Annotated in this window: 13 protein-coding genes; 5 read left to right on the forward strand and 8 right to left on the reverse strand. The window is 71.4% G+C overall.

Annotation, left to right across the window (positions count from 1 at the left end):
* Nucleotides 1–77 precede the first annotated feature (77 nt).
* Both AOM09_RS06310 and AOM09_RS06315 read right to left on the reverse strand, forming a co-directional pair.
* On the reverse strand, nt 78–2,717 hold the full coding sequence (locus AOM09_RS06310; RefSeq protein WP_062385733.1) for a UvrD-helicase domain-containing protein: 2,640 nt from the start codon (nt 2,715–2,717) through the stop codon (nt 78–80).
* 97 nt (nt 2,718–2,814) lie between these two features.
* Nucleotides 2,815–4,074 (reverse strand): hypothetical protein, encoded by a 1,260-nt coding sequence (locus AOM09_RS06315; RefSeq protein WP_062385735.1) that lies wholly within the window; start codon nt 4,072–4,074, stop codon nt 2,815–2,817.
* A 278-nt stretch (nt 4,075–4,352) separates the two neighbouring features.
* On the opposite strand from AOM09_RS06315, the gene AOM09_RS06320 reads away from it, so the two are divergent.
* Nucleotides 4,353–5,684: a serine hydrolase domain-containing protein gene (locus tag AOM09_RS06320; RefSeq protein WP_062385737.1), complete on the forward strand. Its 1,332-nt coding sequence runs from the start codon at nt 4,353–4,355 to the stop codon at nt 5,682–5,684.
* A gap of 174 nt (nt 5,685–5,858) precedes the next feature.
* Here the strand turns inward: AOM09_RS06320 and glnA are convergent, their stop codons facing one another.
* Nucleotides 5,859–7,292, reverse strand: a complete 1,434-nt coding sequence (gene glnA, locus AOM09_RS06325) for a type I glutamate--ammonia ligase (RefSeq protein WP_062303700.1) — start codon at nt 7,290–7,292, stop codon at nt 5,859–5,861.
* Between the two features lie 187 nt (nt 7,293–7,479).
* On the opposite strand from glnA, the gene AOM09_RS06330 reads away from it, so the two are divergent.
* Nucleotides 7,480–7,914 carry an RDD family protein gene (locus AOM09_RS06330; protein WP_062385739.1) on the forward strand — a complete coding sequence of 145 codons (435 nt, stop codon included), beginning with the start codon at nt 7,480–7,482 and terminating at the stop codon, nt 7,912–7,914.
* Nucleotides 7,911–8,555: an HAD-IA family hydrolase gene (locus AOM09_RS06335; protein ID WP_062385741.1), complete on the forward strand. Its 645-nt coding sequence runs from the start codon at nt 7,911–7,913 to the stop codon at nt 8,553–8,555. The genes AOM09_RS06330 and AOM09_RS06335 overlap by 4 nt, the downstream gene beginning before the upstream one ends.
* Nucleotides 8,556–8,650: 95 nt before the next feature.
* Here AOM09_RS06335 and AOM09_RS06340 read toward each other — a convergent pair whose 3' ends face one another.
* The 3 genes from AOM09_RS06340 to lipB are packed head-to-tail and all read right to left on the reverse strand — an operon-like array spanning nt 8,651 to nt 11,121.
* Nucleotides 8,651–9,355 carry a DUF4191 family protein gene (locus AOM09_RS06340; RefSeq protein WP_062385744.1) on the reverse strand — a complete coding sequence of 235 codons (705 nt, stop codon included), beginning with the start codon at nt 9,353–9,355 and terminating at the stop codon, nt 8,651–8,653.
* A gap of 60 nt (nt 9,356–9,415) precedes the next feature.
* Nucleotides 9,416–10,432 (reverse strand): lipoyl synthase, encoded by a 1,017-nt coding sequence (lipA, locus tag AOM09_RS06345; protein ID WP_062385746.1) that lies wholly within the window; start codon nt 10,430–10,432, stop codon nt 9,416–9,418.
* Nucleotides 10,429–11,121, reverse strand: a complete 693-nt coding sequence (gene lipB / locus AOM09_RS06350) for a lipoyl(octanoyl) transferase LipB (RefSeq protein WP_062385748.1) — start codon at nt 11,119–11,121, stop codon at nt 10,429–10,431. The genes lipA and lipB overlap by 4 nt, the downstream gene beginning before the upstream one ends.
* A gap of 65 nt (nt 11,122–11,186) precedes the next feature.
* Here lipB and AOM09_RS06355 point away from each other — a divergent pair, with 65 nt between their 5' ends.
* Together AOM09_RS06355 and AOM09_RS15345 are read left to right on the forward strand one after the other, a co-directional pair.
* Nucleotides 11,187–13,376, forward strand: coding sequence for an MMPL family transporter (locus AOM09_RS06355; protein ID WP_228375075.1), 2,190 nt, complete (start codon nt 11,187–11,189; stop codon nt 13,374–13,376).
* A gap of 54 nt (nt 13,377–13,430) precedes the next feature.
* A complete protein-coding gene (locus AOM09_RS15345) occupies nt 13,431–14,633 on the forward strand; it encodes an RIO1 family regulatory kinase/ATPase domain-containing protein (protein ID WP_169747624.1) in 1,203 nt (400 codons plus the stop codon).
* Here the strand turns inward: AOM09_RS15345 and AOM09_RS06365 are convergent.
* Both AOM09_RS06365 and sucB read right to left on the reverse strand, forming a co-directional pair.
* Nucleotides 14,617–15,519, reverse strand: a complete 903-nt coding sequence (locus tag AOM09_RS06365) for a TIGR01777 family oxidoreductase (protein WP_062385752.1) — start codon at nt 15,517–15,519, stop codon at nt 14,617–14,619. The two genes, AOM09_RS15345 and AOM09_RS06365, sit on opposite strands and share 17 nt — an antisense overlap.
* A gap of 19 nt (nt 15,520–15,538) precedes the next feature.
* Nucleotides 15,539–17,251 carry a 2-oxoglutarate dehydrogenase, E2 component, dihydrolipoamide succinyltransferase gene (gene sucB, locus AOM09_RS06370; protein ID WP_062385754.1) on the reverse strand — a complete coding sequence of 571 codons (1,713 nt, stop codon included), beginning with the start codon at nt 17,249–17,251 and terminating at the stop codon, nt 15,539–15,541.
* Nucleotides 17,252–17,264 lie beyond the last annotated feature (13 nt).

Raw genomic sequence — 17,264 nt, forward strand, 5'->3', positions numbered from 1 at the left:
CGGTATGCATGAGGCGACTGTATACCGGGTATTCACCGAAGGGTGGGAGGCGGTGGCGTGTCGCGCGGAGGACAGGGTCAGACCCTCACAGTCTGCCTGCACCGGGGGAACGTGCTGCAGCCGAGGAACTCGCCGTGCGGGCCGGAGCGCGCCACGAGCGTGCCCTCGCCGCAGCCGGGGCATGCACGGACCTCGCCGATCGGGGTGCCGTCCGCGTCCACCACCTCGACGTCCGGGTCGTCGATCAGCTCGAGGATGAAGGGCGACTCGCGGCCCGCGACCGTGACCAGCGTTACCGTCCGGCGCGCGCGGGTGAGCGCGACGTAGAGCAGGCGGCGCTCCTCGGAGTGACGGAAGCCGTCGTCGTCCGACATCGCGAGCGTGAGCACGGGATCGTCCTCGATCGTGCTGGGGAAGCCGTACCGCCCGCTTGTGACGTTCGGCAGCACGATGTGGTCGGCCTCGAGGCCCTTCGACCGGTGCACGGTGCGGAACCGCACGTCGAGGCCGTCGATGCGCGCGGCGGGCATGAGGTTCTTGTCGAAGCCGTACCGCCCGAGCACGTCGACCGTGCCGCTCGACGATGCCGCGAGGCGCCTCAGGTGCGCCTCGACGGCGCCCGCCACCGCATCGTGCCTCCCGACGCGGACGATGCGCACGGGCGCGCCGCCGGGACCGCGCGAGGCGTGCACGGCCTTGGTGACCTGGGCGGGGTTGCGGGAGACGAAGCGGCCCGCGACGTCGGCGGTGGTCTGCGTGGTGCGGAACGTGGTCTGGAGGCGGCGGGTGAGCGCCGGGCCGAAGTACGCGCCGAACCCGGTCATCAGCGAGAGGTCGGCGCCGGCGAAGCGGTTGATGGCCTGCCAGTCGTCGCCGACCGCGAGCAGGTGCTTGCCCTGCCCGGCGAGCAGCGCCTTCGTGAGCCGCGCGCGGGCGCGCGAGGTGTCCTGGAACTCGTCGACCATGACGAGGTCCCAGCGGGCGAGGCCCGGATCTCGCTCGACCAGCTCCGCCGCGCGCAGCAGCATGTCGTCGAAGTCGACCGTGCGGGTCGCGTCGAGCTCGCCCTGCCATGCCTCGTGGATCCGCCAGTAGAGGTCCACGAACAGGCGGGTGCGCGCCGTGTCCCATTCAGGATGCGCGGCCACGCGTTCCCGGAGGCTCTCGCGGGTGAGCGACCCGGACTTGATGTGCGACATGAACGTGCGCATGAGCCGGGCGAGGCGCTCGTGCTCGAGCGGCTCGGCGCCGGGCAGCGTCCGGTCGGGGTTCCAGTCAAGGGTGAGCCCATGACCCTCGAGGTCGACCGCGAGGGCCTCGAAGCCGCTGTGGTCGATGATCGAGTGCCACTCGGTCTCGACCAGCGAGGTGCCGTGGGTCGCATGGACCTTGCGCTTCCAGGTCATCGCGTCCCGGTAGCCGCGGAAGTCCTCGACCACGCTGCCGTCCGCGCGCACGGCCCAGTGCTCGTGCCACGCGTCGACGGCGGGGTAGTAGAAGTCGGGGCGGTACTGGCCGTGGGTCGCGTCGGCGACGTCGTGCGCGTAGGGCTGCTCGTAGCGGTAGTCGACGCCGTGGAGGAACAGCCAGTCGGCGACCAGGCGCTCGCCCTCGCTGCGTACCGTCTCGCCGCGGTAGGTCTCGAAGCCGCTCACCTTGGTCGCGGGGTCGTAGGAGTCCGGCTCGCCGCCGTCGGCCGTCGCCGACACCTTCCCGTAGAGCAGGCGGAACAGGTCCCACTTGAAGCGGAAGTCGAGATCCTGGTCGCGCAGCCGATCGACGATCTCCTGCACCTTCTCGACGTCGCGGCCGCCCTCGACCCACGGCGCGATGCGCGGCTTCCTGCCCGTCGCCTCGCCGATGAGCGCGAGGCCGAACGAGTGGAAGGTCGCGATCCTGAGCCCGTCCCTCGGGAGCCCCAGGGCGCCCAGCCGGGTCTCGACCCGCTCCTGCAGCTCCTTGGCCGCGTCGGCGTTGAACGCGAGCATGAGGATCCGGTCGGGACGCACGAAGCCGCGCCGGATGGCGTAGGCCGCGCGCGCGACCATCACCGACGTCTTGCCCGAGCCGGCGGCGGCGATGACCCGCACGCGGTTGTCGTGGGAGATCACGGCGCGGGCCTGCTCCTCGGAGAGAGGTGAACGTTCGACACGGTCGAAGAACGGCCGGCCTACCGTGAGCTCCCGGCGCAGGATCTCGTCGTTGGCGGCGCTCACGCGCGCCAGGTGGTCCTGGGCGAGGAAGGAGAGCGCCTTGCGCTCGGCCGGGGACAGGTGCGCGTCGAGATCCTCCCGCTGGGCGGCGGAGAGCTGCGCGAGCACGTCGTCGTGCCGGGGGAGTTCCGCGAGGATCGTCGCGGCGTCGTCGTGCGCGATCCACCGCTGCTTGCGCACGCGCGTCTCGAGGAGGCGCTCGAAGTACCCCTCGCGCTCGGCGGCGACCAGGAGGGCGTCGCGCAGCGTGGCGCGGGTGACGATGCGCGCGACCGCGGTGGCGACGGCGCCGGCGTCGCGGAGACGCAGGCCGGCGAGGCGGGTGCGCGGCGCATCGTCCCCCGCCTCGATCACGAGGCAGCGGCCGGTCCACCACCAGGCGACCCGGATCCGCGATGCGGCAGGGCCCTCGAAGCGGGTCGTGGCGCCGTCGGCGGTGAGCGTGAGGCCGCCGCCCTCGCGCGTGAGCGTCCACCCGGAGCGGCCGGTCCACGTCTGAGGCATCCGCCTATCCTGCCGCATGCCTTGAGCCGTACCTCGCCATCGCACCCACCTGGGACTTCTCCCATGGGCGCTCCCAAAATGGCGGCGCGTGCCGTGCTCAGTCGGTGAGTCCTGGCGCTTGCTGAGCAGGGAGGTGAACCATGGCCTCGGCAATGCGAGCGAGCGCAGCTTCCCTTGTGGTCTGGTCCGATATTGATGCGGCGACGATGTTGGCAAAGTTACCGTGGTGGGTGGCAGCTAGCTGGTGGAAGAGGTCGACCGAAGACTTGACCGTGTCGGAGAACATTCGGATAAAGATGACAGCGACGAAGTTGGTGAGTAGACCCCCGACGAGACCGACGACCGCGACGATCACGCGTTGTTGGTCCTCTGCGTCTTTGAGCGGTACAGCTACCGCGTAGAGCGCAATCCCCGCGATCGCAAGCCCCGCAACCACGCACAGCGCTCCAAGGGTGTACACCCATGCGCGTTGGCGAAGGGTTTGATCGTGGTAGCGCTTCAGTTCGACCGTGCTCACGCGGTACTGACTCTGTGCACGAAGATACTCGTGATCGGTGGCCGCGTTCGTCGTGCGCTGGAGATCTTGCTGAGCTTCGACCTCCCGGAGTTCATCGCGTGCATCGACATACTCGGAGTGCGCGCCAATAAAGATCGGAACACCGAGCATGGCTGCGTATGCGATGAGAAGCAGCAAAGTGCCCAAGACTGAATCGAGTTTGCCAGTTGCGTACATGAACAAAGGAATCGCGAGAAGTGCCACGACGCTTACGGCGACCAGCACATAGTTACGTGTCCGGCGCGAGTCCTTCATCGCCATTCGTAAGTCGCGGCCACGAGCTTCGCTCGTGGCATCGACCACCCGCAGTCCGGCGGCCGCACGCCAACGAACCTGCGCCCCCGCGATCCCGCTGCCGAATCGCTTGTTGGCTTCCCGCCGGAGCGATTCGCAGGCGGCATCGGCGCCGATGCGCCATTGATGGGGCGCGCGATGCAGCTTGCTGCCGGACTTCATTGGATTGGTAAATCCACGGCGCCGAGTGTCTGCCTTGTCAAACACGACGAGATCGACGTACCTGCCTGAGACCTCGCCGAATGGGCTCGCACAGGTAATGAACTCGTCGGTATGCCAGTTCGCCGGGGTGACCTCGATGTTGGATGCGAGCGCCTCTTTGAACGCGTTGCGCGTGTGTTTGACGAGTTTCTTCTGCGTGTCTTCGTTTGGTGGCCACTCGTCCTTCTGCGTCACTGGGACATGGAGCCGGACATCCACGATGTGCCCGACGGACTCGACGATCGAGGCGTTGGCCAACTGCGCCTCGCCGGAGTCATACCCAACAAATAGATCGACCGCAGGCACCGAGGACCCCCTTCGACGACCCTCAGCGGCGTTGGTACTTCGGATACTAGCGTGGCACCGGTATGCGGGCACCTCGTGATGCGGCGCAGCGCCACCACTGTGGCAAGGCCAGCAACTTGCTCTTGGAAATACCTTGCGCACGTTGACGGCGTCGCGCCCGGACGAGGCCATGCCCTAGTCTTGGGCGACCCGATCGGCGACAGCCGCGGCACCCCGCCTCAACGTGGACAGCGGGGGCGGCTCGCGATCGGTGTCAGACCGAAGGGATCCCCGCCTCCATGCCTCGCGCACGCACCATCGTCCTCGCCTCCGCCTCCGCCGCCACCGTCGCCGTGGCCCTCACCGCCGGCTACTGGTACGAGCGCCCGTTGCTGGTCACGGGCACCGGCTACGCGGCCCACAACGCGTGCGCGCTGGACGTCATCGCGGGCCGGGACGATGCGGCGTCGGACCTCCCGCCGAACCCCCTCGTGCCCGTGCTGAGGACGCGGGTGACGGACGACGGCGCCGCGACCACCATCCTCGGCGTCCTCGCGCGCCAGGAGGCCGTCGCGGTCGACGGCTACGGCTGCACGCTCGGCGGGGGAGAGGGCGACCTGCCGGCCGCGACGCCCGTCTCGGGGAACGTCTACACCGACCTCTCGCTCACCGAGCCCGGCGACGATGCGGTGGAGGCGGCGTTGGCGCACGCCTTCGGCGACGACCTGGACGCGGAGAAGCGGGACGCGCTCGGCACCCGCGGCATCGTGGTCCTCAAGGACGGCGAGCTGGTGGCCGAGCGCTACGCCGACGGCTTCGACCAGACGACGCCGCAGCTCGGATGGTCCATGACCAAGTCCGTCACCAACCTGTTGGTCGGGCGCCTGGTGCAGCAGGGCGAGATCAGCCTCGACGACGACCACCTGGTGCCGTCGTGGACGGACGGCCGTGCGGACATCACCATCCGTCACCTCATGCAGATGACGTCCGGGCTGGCGTGGGACGAGACGTACGACCTCGGCACGCCGATCACCACGATGCTCTACCGCGAGGGCGACATGGGTGCATACGTCGCGTCGCAGGAGCTCGCGCACGAGCCTGGGTCCTATCTGCAGTACTCGAGCGGTTCCACCACCCTGCTGTGCTCGGTGGTGACGGACGGCCGTGGGCTGGCCGACGCTCCGCGCGCGGAGGTCTTCGCGCCGCTGGGGCTGTCGAGCGCGGTGCTCGAGGCCGACGCCGCCGGGACGCCGGTGTGCAGCTCGTACATGTGGGCGACGCCGCGCGACTGGGCGAGCATCGGCCAGTTCGCGCTGCAGGACGGCGAGTGGAACGGGGAGCAGCTGCTGCCCGAGGGATGGATGGCCGAGTCGACCACCGCCGTCGATACCGAGGTCGAGCCCGGCTCCGACGGCTACGCCTCGGGCTGGTGGTCGAACGCCCGCCCGGACGGGTCCGTGGTCGAGGAGGAGCTGCCTGCGGATGCGTTCTTCGCCGAGGGGCACGACGGACAGTGGGTCGTGGTGGTGCCGTCGGAGTCGCTGGTGATCGCGCGCCTGGGCTTCACGCCCGAGGCCGACGACAACCGTGTGCTCTCGACCGCAGCGGCGCTCGTCGACGCGCTGCGCTGACGCGCCCGCGCGGCGCCTCCCTCGCGCCGTACGTGCATGGGTGCGCGCACGCCCTCATGTTCGGGCACCCATGCACGTATCGGGAGCTCCGGGACCAGGACGCGCGCGCCCGGAAAGCGGAAGGCCCGCCCCGCTGCGAGAGCGGGACGGGCCTCCGGTGAGCCGTGAGACGACTTAGCAGTCGTAGTAGAGCTCGAACTCGTGCGGGTGCGGACGGAAGCGCAGCGGGTCGATCTCCTGCGTGCGCTTGAGGTCGATCCACATCTCGATGAGGTCCTCGGTGAACACGCCACCCTCGGTGAGGAAGCCGTGGTCCGCCTCGAGGGCGTCGAGCACCGCGGGGAGCGAGGCCGGGACCTGAGCGATCTGGGCGTGCTCCTCCGGGGGAAGCTCGTAGAGGTCCTTGTCGACCGGGGCCGGGGGCTCGATGCGGTTCTTGATGCCGTCGATGCCGGCCATCAGGAGCGCGGCGAACGCGAGGTACGGGTTCGACGACGGGTCCGGCGCGCGGAACTCGATGCGCTTGGCCTTCGGGTTCGAGCCGGTGATCGGGATACGCACCGCGGCGGAGCGGTTGCGCGCCGAGTACACCAGGTTGACCGGGGCCTCGTAGCCCGGCACGAGGCGGTGGTACGAGTTGACGGTCGGGTTGGTGAACGCGAGCAGCGACGGCGCGTGCTTGAGGATGCCGCCGATGTACCAGCGCGCGATGTCCGAGAGGCCGCCGTAGCCCGCCTCGTCGTAGAAGAGCGGCTCGCCGTTCTTCCAGATCGACTGGTGGACGTGCATGCCCGAGCCGTTGTCGCCGAAGAGCGGCTTCGGCATGAAGGTCACGGTCTTGCCCGCGCGCCACGCGACGTTCTTGACGACGTACTTGAACTTCTGGATGTCGTCGCCCGCGTGCAGCAGCGTGTTGAAGCGGTAGTTGATCTCCTGCTGGCCGGCGGTGCCCACCTCGTGGTGCGCGCGCTCGAGCTCGAGACCGACCTCGCCGAGGACCTTGCACATCTCGTCGCGGAGGTCCGCGAACTGGTCGCCGGGGGAGACGGGGAAGTAGCCGCCCTTGTAGCGCGTCTTGTAGCCGCGGTTCGGGGTGCCGTCCTCCTCGTACTCGACGCCGGTGTTCCACCAGGCCTCGGACGAGTCGATGTGGTAGTAGCCCTCGTGCTGGTTCGTGTCGAAGCGAACCGAGTCGAAGATGAAGAACTCCGCCTCGGGGGCGAAGAAGGCGGTGTCACCGATGCCGGTGGACTTCAGGTACTCGACGGCCTTCGCCGCGATGTTGCGGGGGTCGCGCGAGTACGGCTCGTTCGTGAACGGGTCCACGATCGAGAAGTTGATGACCAGCGTCTTGGCCTTGCGGAACGGGTCGACGAACGCCGTCGCCACGTCCGGCAGCAGCTTCATGTCGGACTCGTTGATCGCCTGGAAGCCGCGGATCGACGAGCCGTCGAACATCGCGCCCTCGGTGAACACGTCCTCGGTGAACTGCGACGCGGGAATGTTGAAGTGCTGCATCTGACCCGGGAGGTCGCAGAAACGGATGTCGACGAACTCGACGCCCTCATTCTTCACATACTCGATCGCCTCGTTGGCGTCTTTGAACATCCGGTACTCCTTGAATACATGGACAGGCGTGCACTGGCACCTCACACCCTAGGGGTGGACGGTTGCCAAGAAATACACGGAATGTTTCAAGGGTGTTACATGTGGCCGTCCCGAGGCGCGCTTCCAGGGGTCGCGCGGGACGATGCGCGGCAGGCTCGGCCGTGCATCGTCCGGTTAGGCTGTCGCGGTGACCGCGCAGCCCGCTCCCGAGACGCCCTCCGCCCACGTCCCGCGCCGCCTCGGCGGCATCGCGATCGACTGGGCGCTGTGCCTGCTGATCTCCTCGGCGTTCTTCCCGGACCCGTCCTACGTCGCGGCGGGCGCGACCGCCGTGGAGCGCGCCTTCCTCGCGGGAGCGCCGTTCGCGACGCTCGCGATCTGGGCGCTCCAGCACCTGGTGCTGGTCGCGACCCTCGGCAGCACCATCGGTCATCGCCTCACCGGGCTGCGCGTGGTGCGTGAGGACGGCGCCCCGGCGGTGGGTCCGACCAAGGCCGCGATCCGGACCGGCCTGCTCGCGCTCGTGATCCCCGCCGTCGTGTGGGGACCGGACGGCCGCGGCCTGCATGACCGCCTCGCCACGACGCGCATCGTCCGCCTGGGCACGGCGGAGGAGCGATGACCGCGCTCACGGCCGCGGGTGTGCTGCTCGACATGGACGGCACGCTCATCGACTCGACCGCGACGGTCGACGTCGTGTGGGGGGACTTCGCCCGCCAGGCGGGCCTCGACGTCGACGAGGTGCTCGCGCATGTCCACGGCGTGCCGGCTCGCGCGACGCTCCGGCGGTTCCTGGGCGAAGAGGCGGACATCGAGCCGTGGTTCGCTCAGATCTCCGCCTGGGAGAACGAGCGCTTCGATGCGGACGTGGAGATCCCCGGCGCCCTCGCCGCCGCTCACACGCTGCCCGCCGGGCGTTGGGCCGTGGTGACATCGGCCGTGCGCGACGCGGCGCTGCGCCGCCTCACGCGGCTGGGGTTCCCTGAGGTCGAGGTGCTGGTGGCGGCCGAGGATGTCGAGCATGGCAAGCCCGATCCTGAGCCGTACCGCCGCGGAGCGGCCGCGCTGGGCCTCGACGCCGCGGACTGCGTCGTGTTCGAGGACTCCGATGCGGGCGTGCGGGCCGGTCTCGCGGCCGGTGCCCAGGTGGTGGTGGTCGGTAGCCTGGCCACGCCTGCGACCGCAGGCCTGCCTCGCGTCGCCGACCTGCGGGGCGTGAGCTTCGCTGCGGCCGACGGGGGAGTGCGCGTCACGCTCGGATGACGCTCGGCGCCCCAAGGGAGGCGCCGCAGACGAGAAACCGCCCGTGAGCGCCCCATTGCGGGGGCTCCGGGCGGTCTGTCGTGGAGCGGAACGGCTCAGCGGCCGCGCATGCCCTTGCGGTCGGGACGGGCGCGCACCGGGTCGATGCCCTTGGGCATCGGGGGCTTCGCGCCGCCGATGGCCTTGAGGCGCGCCTCGACCTTGGGGCGGTCGTTGCGGCCGAGCGCCTTCTTGGTGCGACGGATCGCCTTCGTGAGGTGCGGCAGGGCCACCTCGCCCTCGCCGCGGCCGACGTAGATGATGCTCACGGGCACGCCGGGGACCAGCTTCTCGAGGCGCTTCTGGGCCTGCGTGGCGGGCTTGCGCGCCGCCGATCCGCCCTCGGCCAGCAGCACGATGCCGCCGCGGCCGACTCCCTGGAACACGATCGCGTTGCCGCGCGCGTCCATGTTGACGGGGTTGTCCTCGAACTTCCAGCCGGTGCGGATCGACTGCGCGATCGCGAGCGACGCGCCGGTCTGACCCTCCATGCGCATGTACGCGGTGCGCTCGAAACGGCGCGTGAGGAAGTACATCGCGCCCAGCGCGCCCGTGAGCACGCCGAAGATGATGAGGTAGACCAGCACCACGGTGCTGCCCGACAGCAGACCGATGACCACCGCGAGCGCGATGACGCCCACGACGATGCCGATGATGCCCGGCAGCAGGTACTTGTCGGAGGGTGCGGTGGTCCGGTACGCCTGCGCGACGAGGTGGTACCAGCGCTGCTTCTTGGGCTTCGGTGCGTCGTTCTTCGCCATGATGCCCGTCAGTCTAGTCGCAGGGGAGGACAGCCCCGGGACCCCGGGACGATGCGCCGGTCAGGCGAGCTCGGGGCGCGCCTTGAGCAGCGCCGAGGCCTCCTGGCGGGACTCGGTCGCCTCGCCCAGGTGGGCCAGCGCGGCCGGGATCTCGCGTCCCTTCCGCCGCATGGCCTGACCCCACAGCCGGCCCGCGCGGTACGAGGAACGCACGAGCGGGCCCGACATGACGCCCAGGAAGCCGATCTCCTCGGCGATGTCGGAGAGCTCGACGAACTCCTGCGGCCGGACCCAGCGGTCCACGGGGTGGTGGCGGGGCGAGGGGCGCAGGTACTGCGTGATGGTGATGAGGTCGCAGCCCGCGGCGTGCAGGTCGCGCAGCGCCTCGACGGCCTCGTCGAACGTCTCGCCCATGCCCAGGATGAGGTTGGACTTGGTGACCAGTCCGTCCTCCTGCGCCGCGGTCAGCACCGACAACGAGCGGTCGTAGCGGAAGCCCGGGCGGATGCGCTTGAACACGCGGGGCACGGTCTCGAGGTTGTGCGCGAGCACCTCGGGACGCGAGGAGAAGACCTCCGCGAGCTGGTCGGGGTCCGCGTTGAAGTCGGGGATGAGCAGCTCGACGCCCGTGCCGGGCATGAGCGCGTGGATCTGACGGACGGTCTCCGCGTACAGCCACGCGCCGCCGTCCTCGAGGTCGTCGCGCGCGACGCCCGTGATGGTCGAGTACTTGAGGCCCATCTGGCGGACCGACTCGGCGACCCGGCGCGGCTCGTCGGCGTCGAAGGCCGCCGGCTTGCCCGTGTCGATCTGGCAGAAGTCGCACCGGCGCGTGCACTGGTCGCCGCCGATGAGGAACGTCGCCTCGCGGTCCTCCCAGCATTCGAAGATGTTGGGGCAGCCCGCCTCCTCGCACACCGTGTGCAGGCCGCCGGTCTTCACCAGGCCCTTGAGGTCCTGGTACTCGGGGCCCATGGTGGCCTTGGTGCGGATCCATTCGGGCTTGCGCTCGATCGGCACGGCGGAGTTGCGGGCCTCGACGCGAAGCATCTTGCGGCCCTCGGGGGCGATGGTCACACGGGCTCCTTCGTGGGGAGGATCGGGGCGGCGGGGGTGGTCGCCAGCGCCCACCTTACGTCGGCCAGGGCATCTTCCAGGAATCGCGCCGTGGGAGCGACCGCCTCGGCGAGCGCGACCTCGCGGCCCAGCTCGGCGCTGAGGGAGGTGACGTCCGCGTCGGAGATGCCGCACGGCACGATGCGCTCGTACCACCCGAGGTCGGGGGCGCAGTTGAGCGCGAAGCCGTGCATCGTCACCCCCTTGGCCACCCGCACGCCGATGGCGCAGATCTTCCGCTCGCGCCGGGTCCCCGTCGCGGGCAGCCACACGCCGGATCGCTCCTCGACGCGGATGGTCTCGAGACCGAAGTGACCGCAGACGTCCATGATCGCCTGCTCGAGGCGGCGCACGTAGCGCACCACGTCGACCGGCTCGGCGAGGCGCACGATGGGGTACCCCACCAGCTGCCCCGGTCCGTGCCAGGTGATGCGGCCGCCGCGGTCGACGTCCACGACGGGCGTGCCGTCGACGGGCCGGTCCCACGGCGCGGTGCGCTTGCCCGCGGTGTAGACGGGCTCGTGCTCGACCAGGAGCAGGGTGTCCTCGCGCTCCCCGGCCGCGACCTGGGCGTGGATCTCGCGCTGGAGCGCCCACGCCTCCTCGTACGGGACCAGGCGCTCGCCGAGCTCGAGGGGGACGTTCTGCATCCCAGGATGGTAACTCTTGCCGGGATCTGGGAATAAGGTCCCACCCTTGCGCGATCATTACCGACGTGAACATCCGATCCTGGGCACGTCCCCTGCTCATCGTCCTGTGCATCGTCGCGTGGCTCGCCATCGGCGGTGCCGGCGGACAGACCTTCGGCAAGCTCTCCGAGGTGCAGGAGAACGACTCCGCCGCGTTCCTGCCCTCGAGCGCCGAGTCGACCGAGGCCGCCGCGGCTCACGCCGACTTCGCTCCGACCGACTCGGTCCCGACGCTCCTCGCGGTCGAGGGTGGCGGCGCGGACGTCGCGACGGTCCAGTCGTTCGTCGACGGCGTCCTCGCGGAGCCCCTCGAGGGCGACCCCGAGGGCCGCACGCTCGCCGACGTCACGCTCACCGGCCCGCAGGGTCAGGGCCCCACGGCGATCCCGTCGGAGGACGGCGAGGCGATCCTCGTGTCCTTCGCCGTCGACGCCGACGTGTTCGACGAGACGGCGGGCGAGGACTCGCTCGGCCAGCTCTACGTCGACACGCTGCGCACCGCATGGGAGGAGGCAGGCACCGGCCTCACCGGCTACGTCACCGGCCCCGGCGGCCTGGTGGCCGACCTGGTCGAGGCGTTCGGCGGCATCGACGGCATCCTGCTGCTGGTGGCGCTCGGCGTCGTGCTCGTCATCCTGCTCATCGTGTACCGCAGCCCCGTGCTGCCGTTCCTGGTGCTGTCGACGTCGATGCTCGCGCTCACCGGGGCGATCATCGCGGTCTTCGCCCTCGCCAACGCGGACGTCATCACGCTCAACGGCCAGAGCCAGGGCATCATGTTCATCCTCGTCGTGGGCGCCACCACGGACTACTCGCTGCTCCTGGTCGCCCGCTACCGCGAGGAGCTGCTGCGCCTCGAGTCCCCGTACGCGGCGCTGTCGCACGCATGGAAGCGGTCCCTCGAGCCCATCGCCGCCTCGGCCGGGACGGTGATCATCGGCCTCCTCGTGCTGCTGCTGAGCGACCTCAAGTCGAACGCCGCGCTCGGCCCGGCCGGCGCGATCGGCATCGTCGCCTCGTTCCTTGCGGCGCTCACGCTGCTGCCCGCGCTCCTCCTCATCGGCGGCAGGCATGCGCGTGGTGTGTTCTGGCCCGCGATGCCGCGCTACCGCGGCGACGACGCTCACGAGTCGGAGGAGACCATCGAGGCCGTCGAGGAGCGCGCGGGTCTGTGGGGCCGCATCTCCCGCGGCGTCGACGCGCGTCCGCGCGCCGTGTGGGCGGCCGCCGCGCTGGGCCTCGCGGTGCTCGCCGCCTTCGTCCCGACCTTCACGTCCGGCGGTCTGGGCGAGCGGGACATCTTCACCGCGGAGACGGAGTCGGTGACCGGCTTCGAGTTCCTCGAGCAGCACTTCGACGCGGGCGCCACGTCGCCCATCCGGGTCATCGCGGCCGAGGGTGCCGCGGACGAGGTCCTCGCGGCGGTGCAGGGCGTCGACGGCATCGTGGAGGCGTACGTGCTCACGCCCGCCGTCGCGGCGGGCGCACCCGCGGGCTCGGTGCCGGGCGAGCAGCCCGTGGTGGTCGACGGGCGCGTGGAGATCGACGCCGTGACGCAGGTCTCGGCGTCCTCCGCGGAGGCGCTGGACATCGTCGCGGAGGTGCGCACCGCGGTGCACGCCGTCGAGCCCGACGCGCTGGTGGGCGGCCAGGCGGCCGAGTCGCTCGACACCCGCCTCACCACCGAGCGCGACCTCACCGTGATCCTGCCGACCATCCTGGCCGTGATCCTCGTGGTGCTGATCCTCCTGCTCCGCGCGTTCACGGCACCGCTGCTCATCATCCTGGCGAACGTGCTGAGCTTCGCGGCGACCATCGGGCTCTCGGCGCTGGTGTTCAACCACGTGCTCGACTTCCCGGGCACGGACCCGTCGGTGCCGCTGCTCGGCTTCGTGTTCCTGGTCGCGCTGGGCGTCGACTACTCGATCTTCCTCATGTCGCGCGCGCGGGAGGAGTCCCTGGTCCACGGCTCCCGCGAAGGCATCCGCCGCGCGCTGGCGGTGACGGGCGGCGTCATCACGTCCGCGGGCATCGTGCTGGCGGCCACCTTCGCGGCGCTCGGGGTCATCCCGCTGATCTTCCTCGCGCAGATCGCGTTCATCGTCGCCGCCGGGGTGCTCATCGACACGTTCGTGGTGCGCTCGCTGCTGGTGCCCGGCCTCATCGGGGACATCGGCCGCCGCGCGTGGTGGCCGTCGCGGCGCATCGGCGACTGAACCCGGCCTGTGGAGAACGCATCCCTCCGCCCTCGCTGATGCGACGGTGGAGGGGTGCGACAGGTCACCCCGCTCCGGCTTGACCGGGTGGCGCGCGCGGTCGGTTCGGGCGACCGCGACGAGCGCCTCGCCCGGGCACGGTTCGCGGCGCTGAGCGCCATCGACCATCCGGGCGTGTGCGCGCCCGTGGACGTGGTGCGTGAGGACGATGCGGTGGTGGTCCACGCGCCGCGCGTCGCGGGCACCGTCCTCGCGGACGTAGGGCGCTGCGAGTCGCTGGGCGAGTGGGCCTGGCTGGTGCGCGGAATCGCCGAGGCGCTCGCGGCGCTTCACGCGGCGGGCCTCGCGCACGGCGATCTCTCGCCCTCCAACGTGATCGTGGGCTCCCGGCCCGTGCTCATCGACCTGGTGGGAGCAGCGCTCGGGCGCGAACGGGGCACACCCGGGTTCGCGTCTCCGGAGCGTGCGGCGGGCGGCCCGCCGACCGCGGCCGACGACGTTCACGCGCTCGGCGCCCTGGCGTTGGCCGCGGCGAGTGCGAGCATCACCACGGAGGCCGAGGCCTGGGCGGGGCCGCTGCTGGCCGCCGATCCCGGTGCGCGCCCGACCGCGGGCGCCGTCGCGCGCGGCATCGACCGCTGCGCGGCGCCCGTGCGGTGGCAGCCGTCGCCGGACCCGGTCACGGCCGCCGCGCCGGCCGCGGTGCGCACGGTGAGCGACCCCCGCGCCTGGCATTGGCGTCTCCGTCGCCATCCGTGGCGAGGCGCCGCCGTCCTCGCGGCGCTGGCGCTGCTCGGCGGCTGGTGGGTGTGGGGGCCGGAGGTGCCGGCGGTCGCGGGACTGGCCGCGCGTGGTGCGCCCGAGGCGAGCGCGCGATCGTCCCTGCCCGATGCGGGCGCGGCGGCGCGAGCGGTGACCCTCGAGCGCGCGGACGCCCTCGCGCGCGCGGACCCGGAGGCTCTCGTCGCGTTGGCGGTGCCGGGATCCTCCGCGTGGGCCGCGGCGGAGCGCGAGGCGCGGGCCCTTCGCGAGGGTGCGCGCGTCGACGGGCTCGCGGTGGAGGTCGGCGCGACCGAGGTCGTCGAGGTCGAGGGCGGGCGGGCGGTTGTGGATGTGGCCTACGTGGTCGCGGCGCACACGTGGCGCGGCGCGGACGGCGAGCTCGCGCGCACCCCGGCCCATGCGCAGCGCATACGGATGCTGCTCGTCTGGTCGGGCGAACGGTGGCGCGTCGAGGACGTCAGCGCGCGGCCATGACCCAGCGAGCGGCGTCCTCGATGGTCGGATGCCGCCACTCGAAGCCGAGGCGCGCGAGGACTCCTGGGGTCCCGTGCTGGGAGGTGAGCAGGTCCTCGATCGCCCGGCCGACCGCGGCCTCGAGCACCACGCGGGGCACATGGAAGCCCGGACGGCGGCCCGCGGCCTCGGAGAAGGCGCGCAGCAGCGCGGCGTCGCGAGCGGGATGCGGGGCGATGCACAGCGCGACCCCGGAGTGATCCGAGTCGATGAGGAACCGCAGCGCGCGGATGTGGTCCACGAGCGTGATCCAGGAGTGCCACGTGTCGCCCGAGCCGAGCGCGCCCAGCAGCCCGCGCGTCGTCAGCGGGAGCAGGCGCTCCGCGAAGCCGCCGTGCGGGGCGAGCACGAGCCCGGTGCGGGCGGTGACCACCCGGATGCCCGCGTCCCGCGCGGGCTGGGCGGCCGCCTCCCAGTCGAGCACGATGCTCGACAGGAGCGTCTCGCCCGGGCCGGAGCGCTCGGTGAGCTCCTCCTCGCCGCGCTCGCCGTAGAACCCCATGGCGGAACCCTGCAGGAGCATGCCCGAGAACCCGGCCCCGGCATCGTCCCCCAGCAGGGCGGAGACGATCGTCCGGGTCGAGTCGATGCGCGACTGCCGGACCACCCGGGCATAGGAATCGGTGAGGCGCTTGTCGCCGATCGACGCGCCGGCGAGGTTGACCACCGCATCCGCCGAGCGCAGGACCTCGGCGTCCACGTGGCCCGCGGCGGGGTCCCAGCGCGACTCGTGGGGACCCGTGGGGGAACGCCGCACGAGGGCGACCACATCGTGGCCGCCCTCGCGCAGGTCCTTCGTGAGCGCCGTGCCGATGAGCCCCGAGGAGCCCGCGATGACGACGCGCATGGTCAGCTGTCCTGGGCCGTCACAGCCCGAGCTCGGACTCGAACTCGCCGGCCTCGATGATCTTCTTGACCGTCTGGAGGAAGCGGGCCGCGTCCGCGCCGTCCACGATCCGGTGGTCGTAGCTGAGCGGCAGGTAGGCCATCGGGCGCACCGAGATGACGTCCTCGCCGTCGGGGCCCTTGACCACGACGGGCTTCTTGACGATCGCGCAGGTCGCGAGGATGCCCACCTGGGGCGCGGGGACGATCGGCGTGTCGAAGAGCGTGCCGCCCGAGCCGGTGTTGGTCACCGAGAAGGTGCCTCCCGAGATCTCGTCCGAGCTGAGGCCGCCGTTGCGGGCCTTGCCGGCGAGGTCGACGATGCCCTTGGCGTGGTCGACGATGGTCTTCGAGTCGGCGTCCTTGAGCGTCGGCAGCATGAGGCCCTTGGGGGTGTCCACCGCGAGCGACAGGTTGACGGCGGGGTGGTAGACGATGCTGTCGCCGTCGACCGAGGCGTTGAGGAACGCGTGCTCCTTGAGCGCCACCGCGACCGCGCGCGTGAAGAACGGCAGGAACGTGAGGTTCACGCCGTGCTTCTCCGAGAACGCGTTCTTGGACTTCGCACGCAGCGCCCAGATCTTGGTGCAGTCGACCTCGACCACGGAGGTGAGCTGCGCCATGCCGTGCAGCGACTCCATCATCTTGTCGGCGGTGATCTTGCGGATGCGGGTCATCTTGACCGTCTGGCCACGCAGCTCGGAGACCTCGACGTCCATCGCGGACGATGCGGGGGCAGCGGCCGCCGGGGCGGCAGCGGCGGCAGGCGCGGCGGTGGCCGCCGCGAGGACGTCCTCCTTGCGGATGCGGCCGCCGACACCGGTGCCGGTCAGCGTGGAGAGGTCCACGCCCTTGTCCGAGGCGAGCTTGCGCACGATCGGCGTGACGTAGCCCGAGCCGGACGATGCGGCAGCGGCGGGTGCCGGAGCGGCGGGTGCCGGAGCGGCGGGGGCGGCCACGGGGGCCGGGGGAGCGGGCGGTGCCGGGGGCGCGGCCGGAGCCGGAGCCGGGGCGGCCACCGGCGCGGGGGCCGGGGCCGGAGCGGCGGCGGGAGCCGCGGCCGGAGCCGGAGCCGGGGCGGCGCCAGGCTCGCCGATGCGGGCCAGGACCGAGCCGACCTCGGCGATCTCGTCCTCGCCGACGAGGATCTCGGTGAGCACGCCGGCGAACGGCGACGGGATCTCGGTGTCGACCTTGTCGGTCGAGACCTCGAGGAGGGGCTCGTCCGCGTCGACGGTGTCGCCGACGGCCTTGAGCCAGCGCGTGACGGTGCCCTCGGTCACGGACTCGCCCAGCGCGGGCAGCGTGACGTCGCGGCCACCGCCGGCCGGAGCGGCAGCGGGGGCAGGCGCCTCGGCGACGGGGGCAGGAGCGGGCTCGGCAGCCGGGGCGGGAGCCGCCTCCGGCGCGGGGGCGGCTCCCGCCCCGGGAGCAGGCGCGGCCGCAGGGGCCTCGCCCGCGTCGCCGATGCGCGCGAGGATCGCGCCGACCTCGGCCTCCTCGTCCTCCTGGACCAGGATCTCGAGCAGCGTGCCGGCGAACGGCGACGGGATCTCGGTGTCGACCTTGTCGGTCGAGACTTCGAGGAGGGGCTCGTCGGCGGCGACGGTGTCGCCGACGTTCTTCAGCCAGCGGGTGACGGTGCCCTCGGTGACGGACTCGCCGAGTGCGGGAAGGGTGACGTCGTTGCTCATGTGTGGTTCTCCC

It is taken from the genome of Demequina iriomotensis (assembly GCF_000971395.1).
GTDB classification, from domain to species: Bacteria; Actinomycetota; Actinomycetes; order Actinomycetales; family Demequinaceae; genus Demequina; species Demequina iriomotensis.

Excerpts from the sequence above, each read along its gene's own strand:
- AOM09_RS06310 (WP_062385733.1), bottom strand. The coding sequence starts at position 2,717 with ATGCCTCAGACGTGGACCGGCCGCTCCGGGTGGACGCTCACGCGCGAG.
- AOM09_RS06320 (WP_062385737.1), top strand. The coding sequence starts at position 4,353 with ATGCCTCGCGCACGCACCATCGTCCTCGCCTCCGCCTCCGCCGCCACC.
- glnA (WP_062303700.1), bottom strand. The coding sequence starts at position 7,292 with ATGTTCAAAGACGCCAACGAGGCGATCGAGTATGTGAAGAATGAGGGC.
- AOM09_RS06335 (WP_062385741.1), top strand. The coding sequence starts at position 7,911 with ATGACCGCGCTCACGGCCGCGGGTGTGCTGCTCGACATGGACGGCACG.
- AOM09_RS06340 (WP_062385744.1), bottom strand. The coding sequence starts at position 9,355 with ATGGCGAAGAACGACGCACCGAAGCCCAAGAAGCAGCGCTGGTACCAC.
- lipB (WP_062385748.1), bottom strand. The coding sequence starts at position 11,121 with ATGCAGAACGTCCCCCTCGAGCTCGGCGAGCGCCTGGTCCCGTACGAG.
- AOM09_RS06365 (WP_062385752.1), bottom strand. The coding sequence starts at position 15,519 with ATGCGCGTCGTCATCGCGGGCTCCTCGGGGCTCATCGGCACGGCGCTC.
- sucB (WP_062385754.1), bottom strand. The coding sequence starts at position 17,251 with ATGAGCAACGACGTCACCCTTCCCGCACTCGGCGAGTCCGTCACCGAG.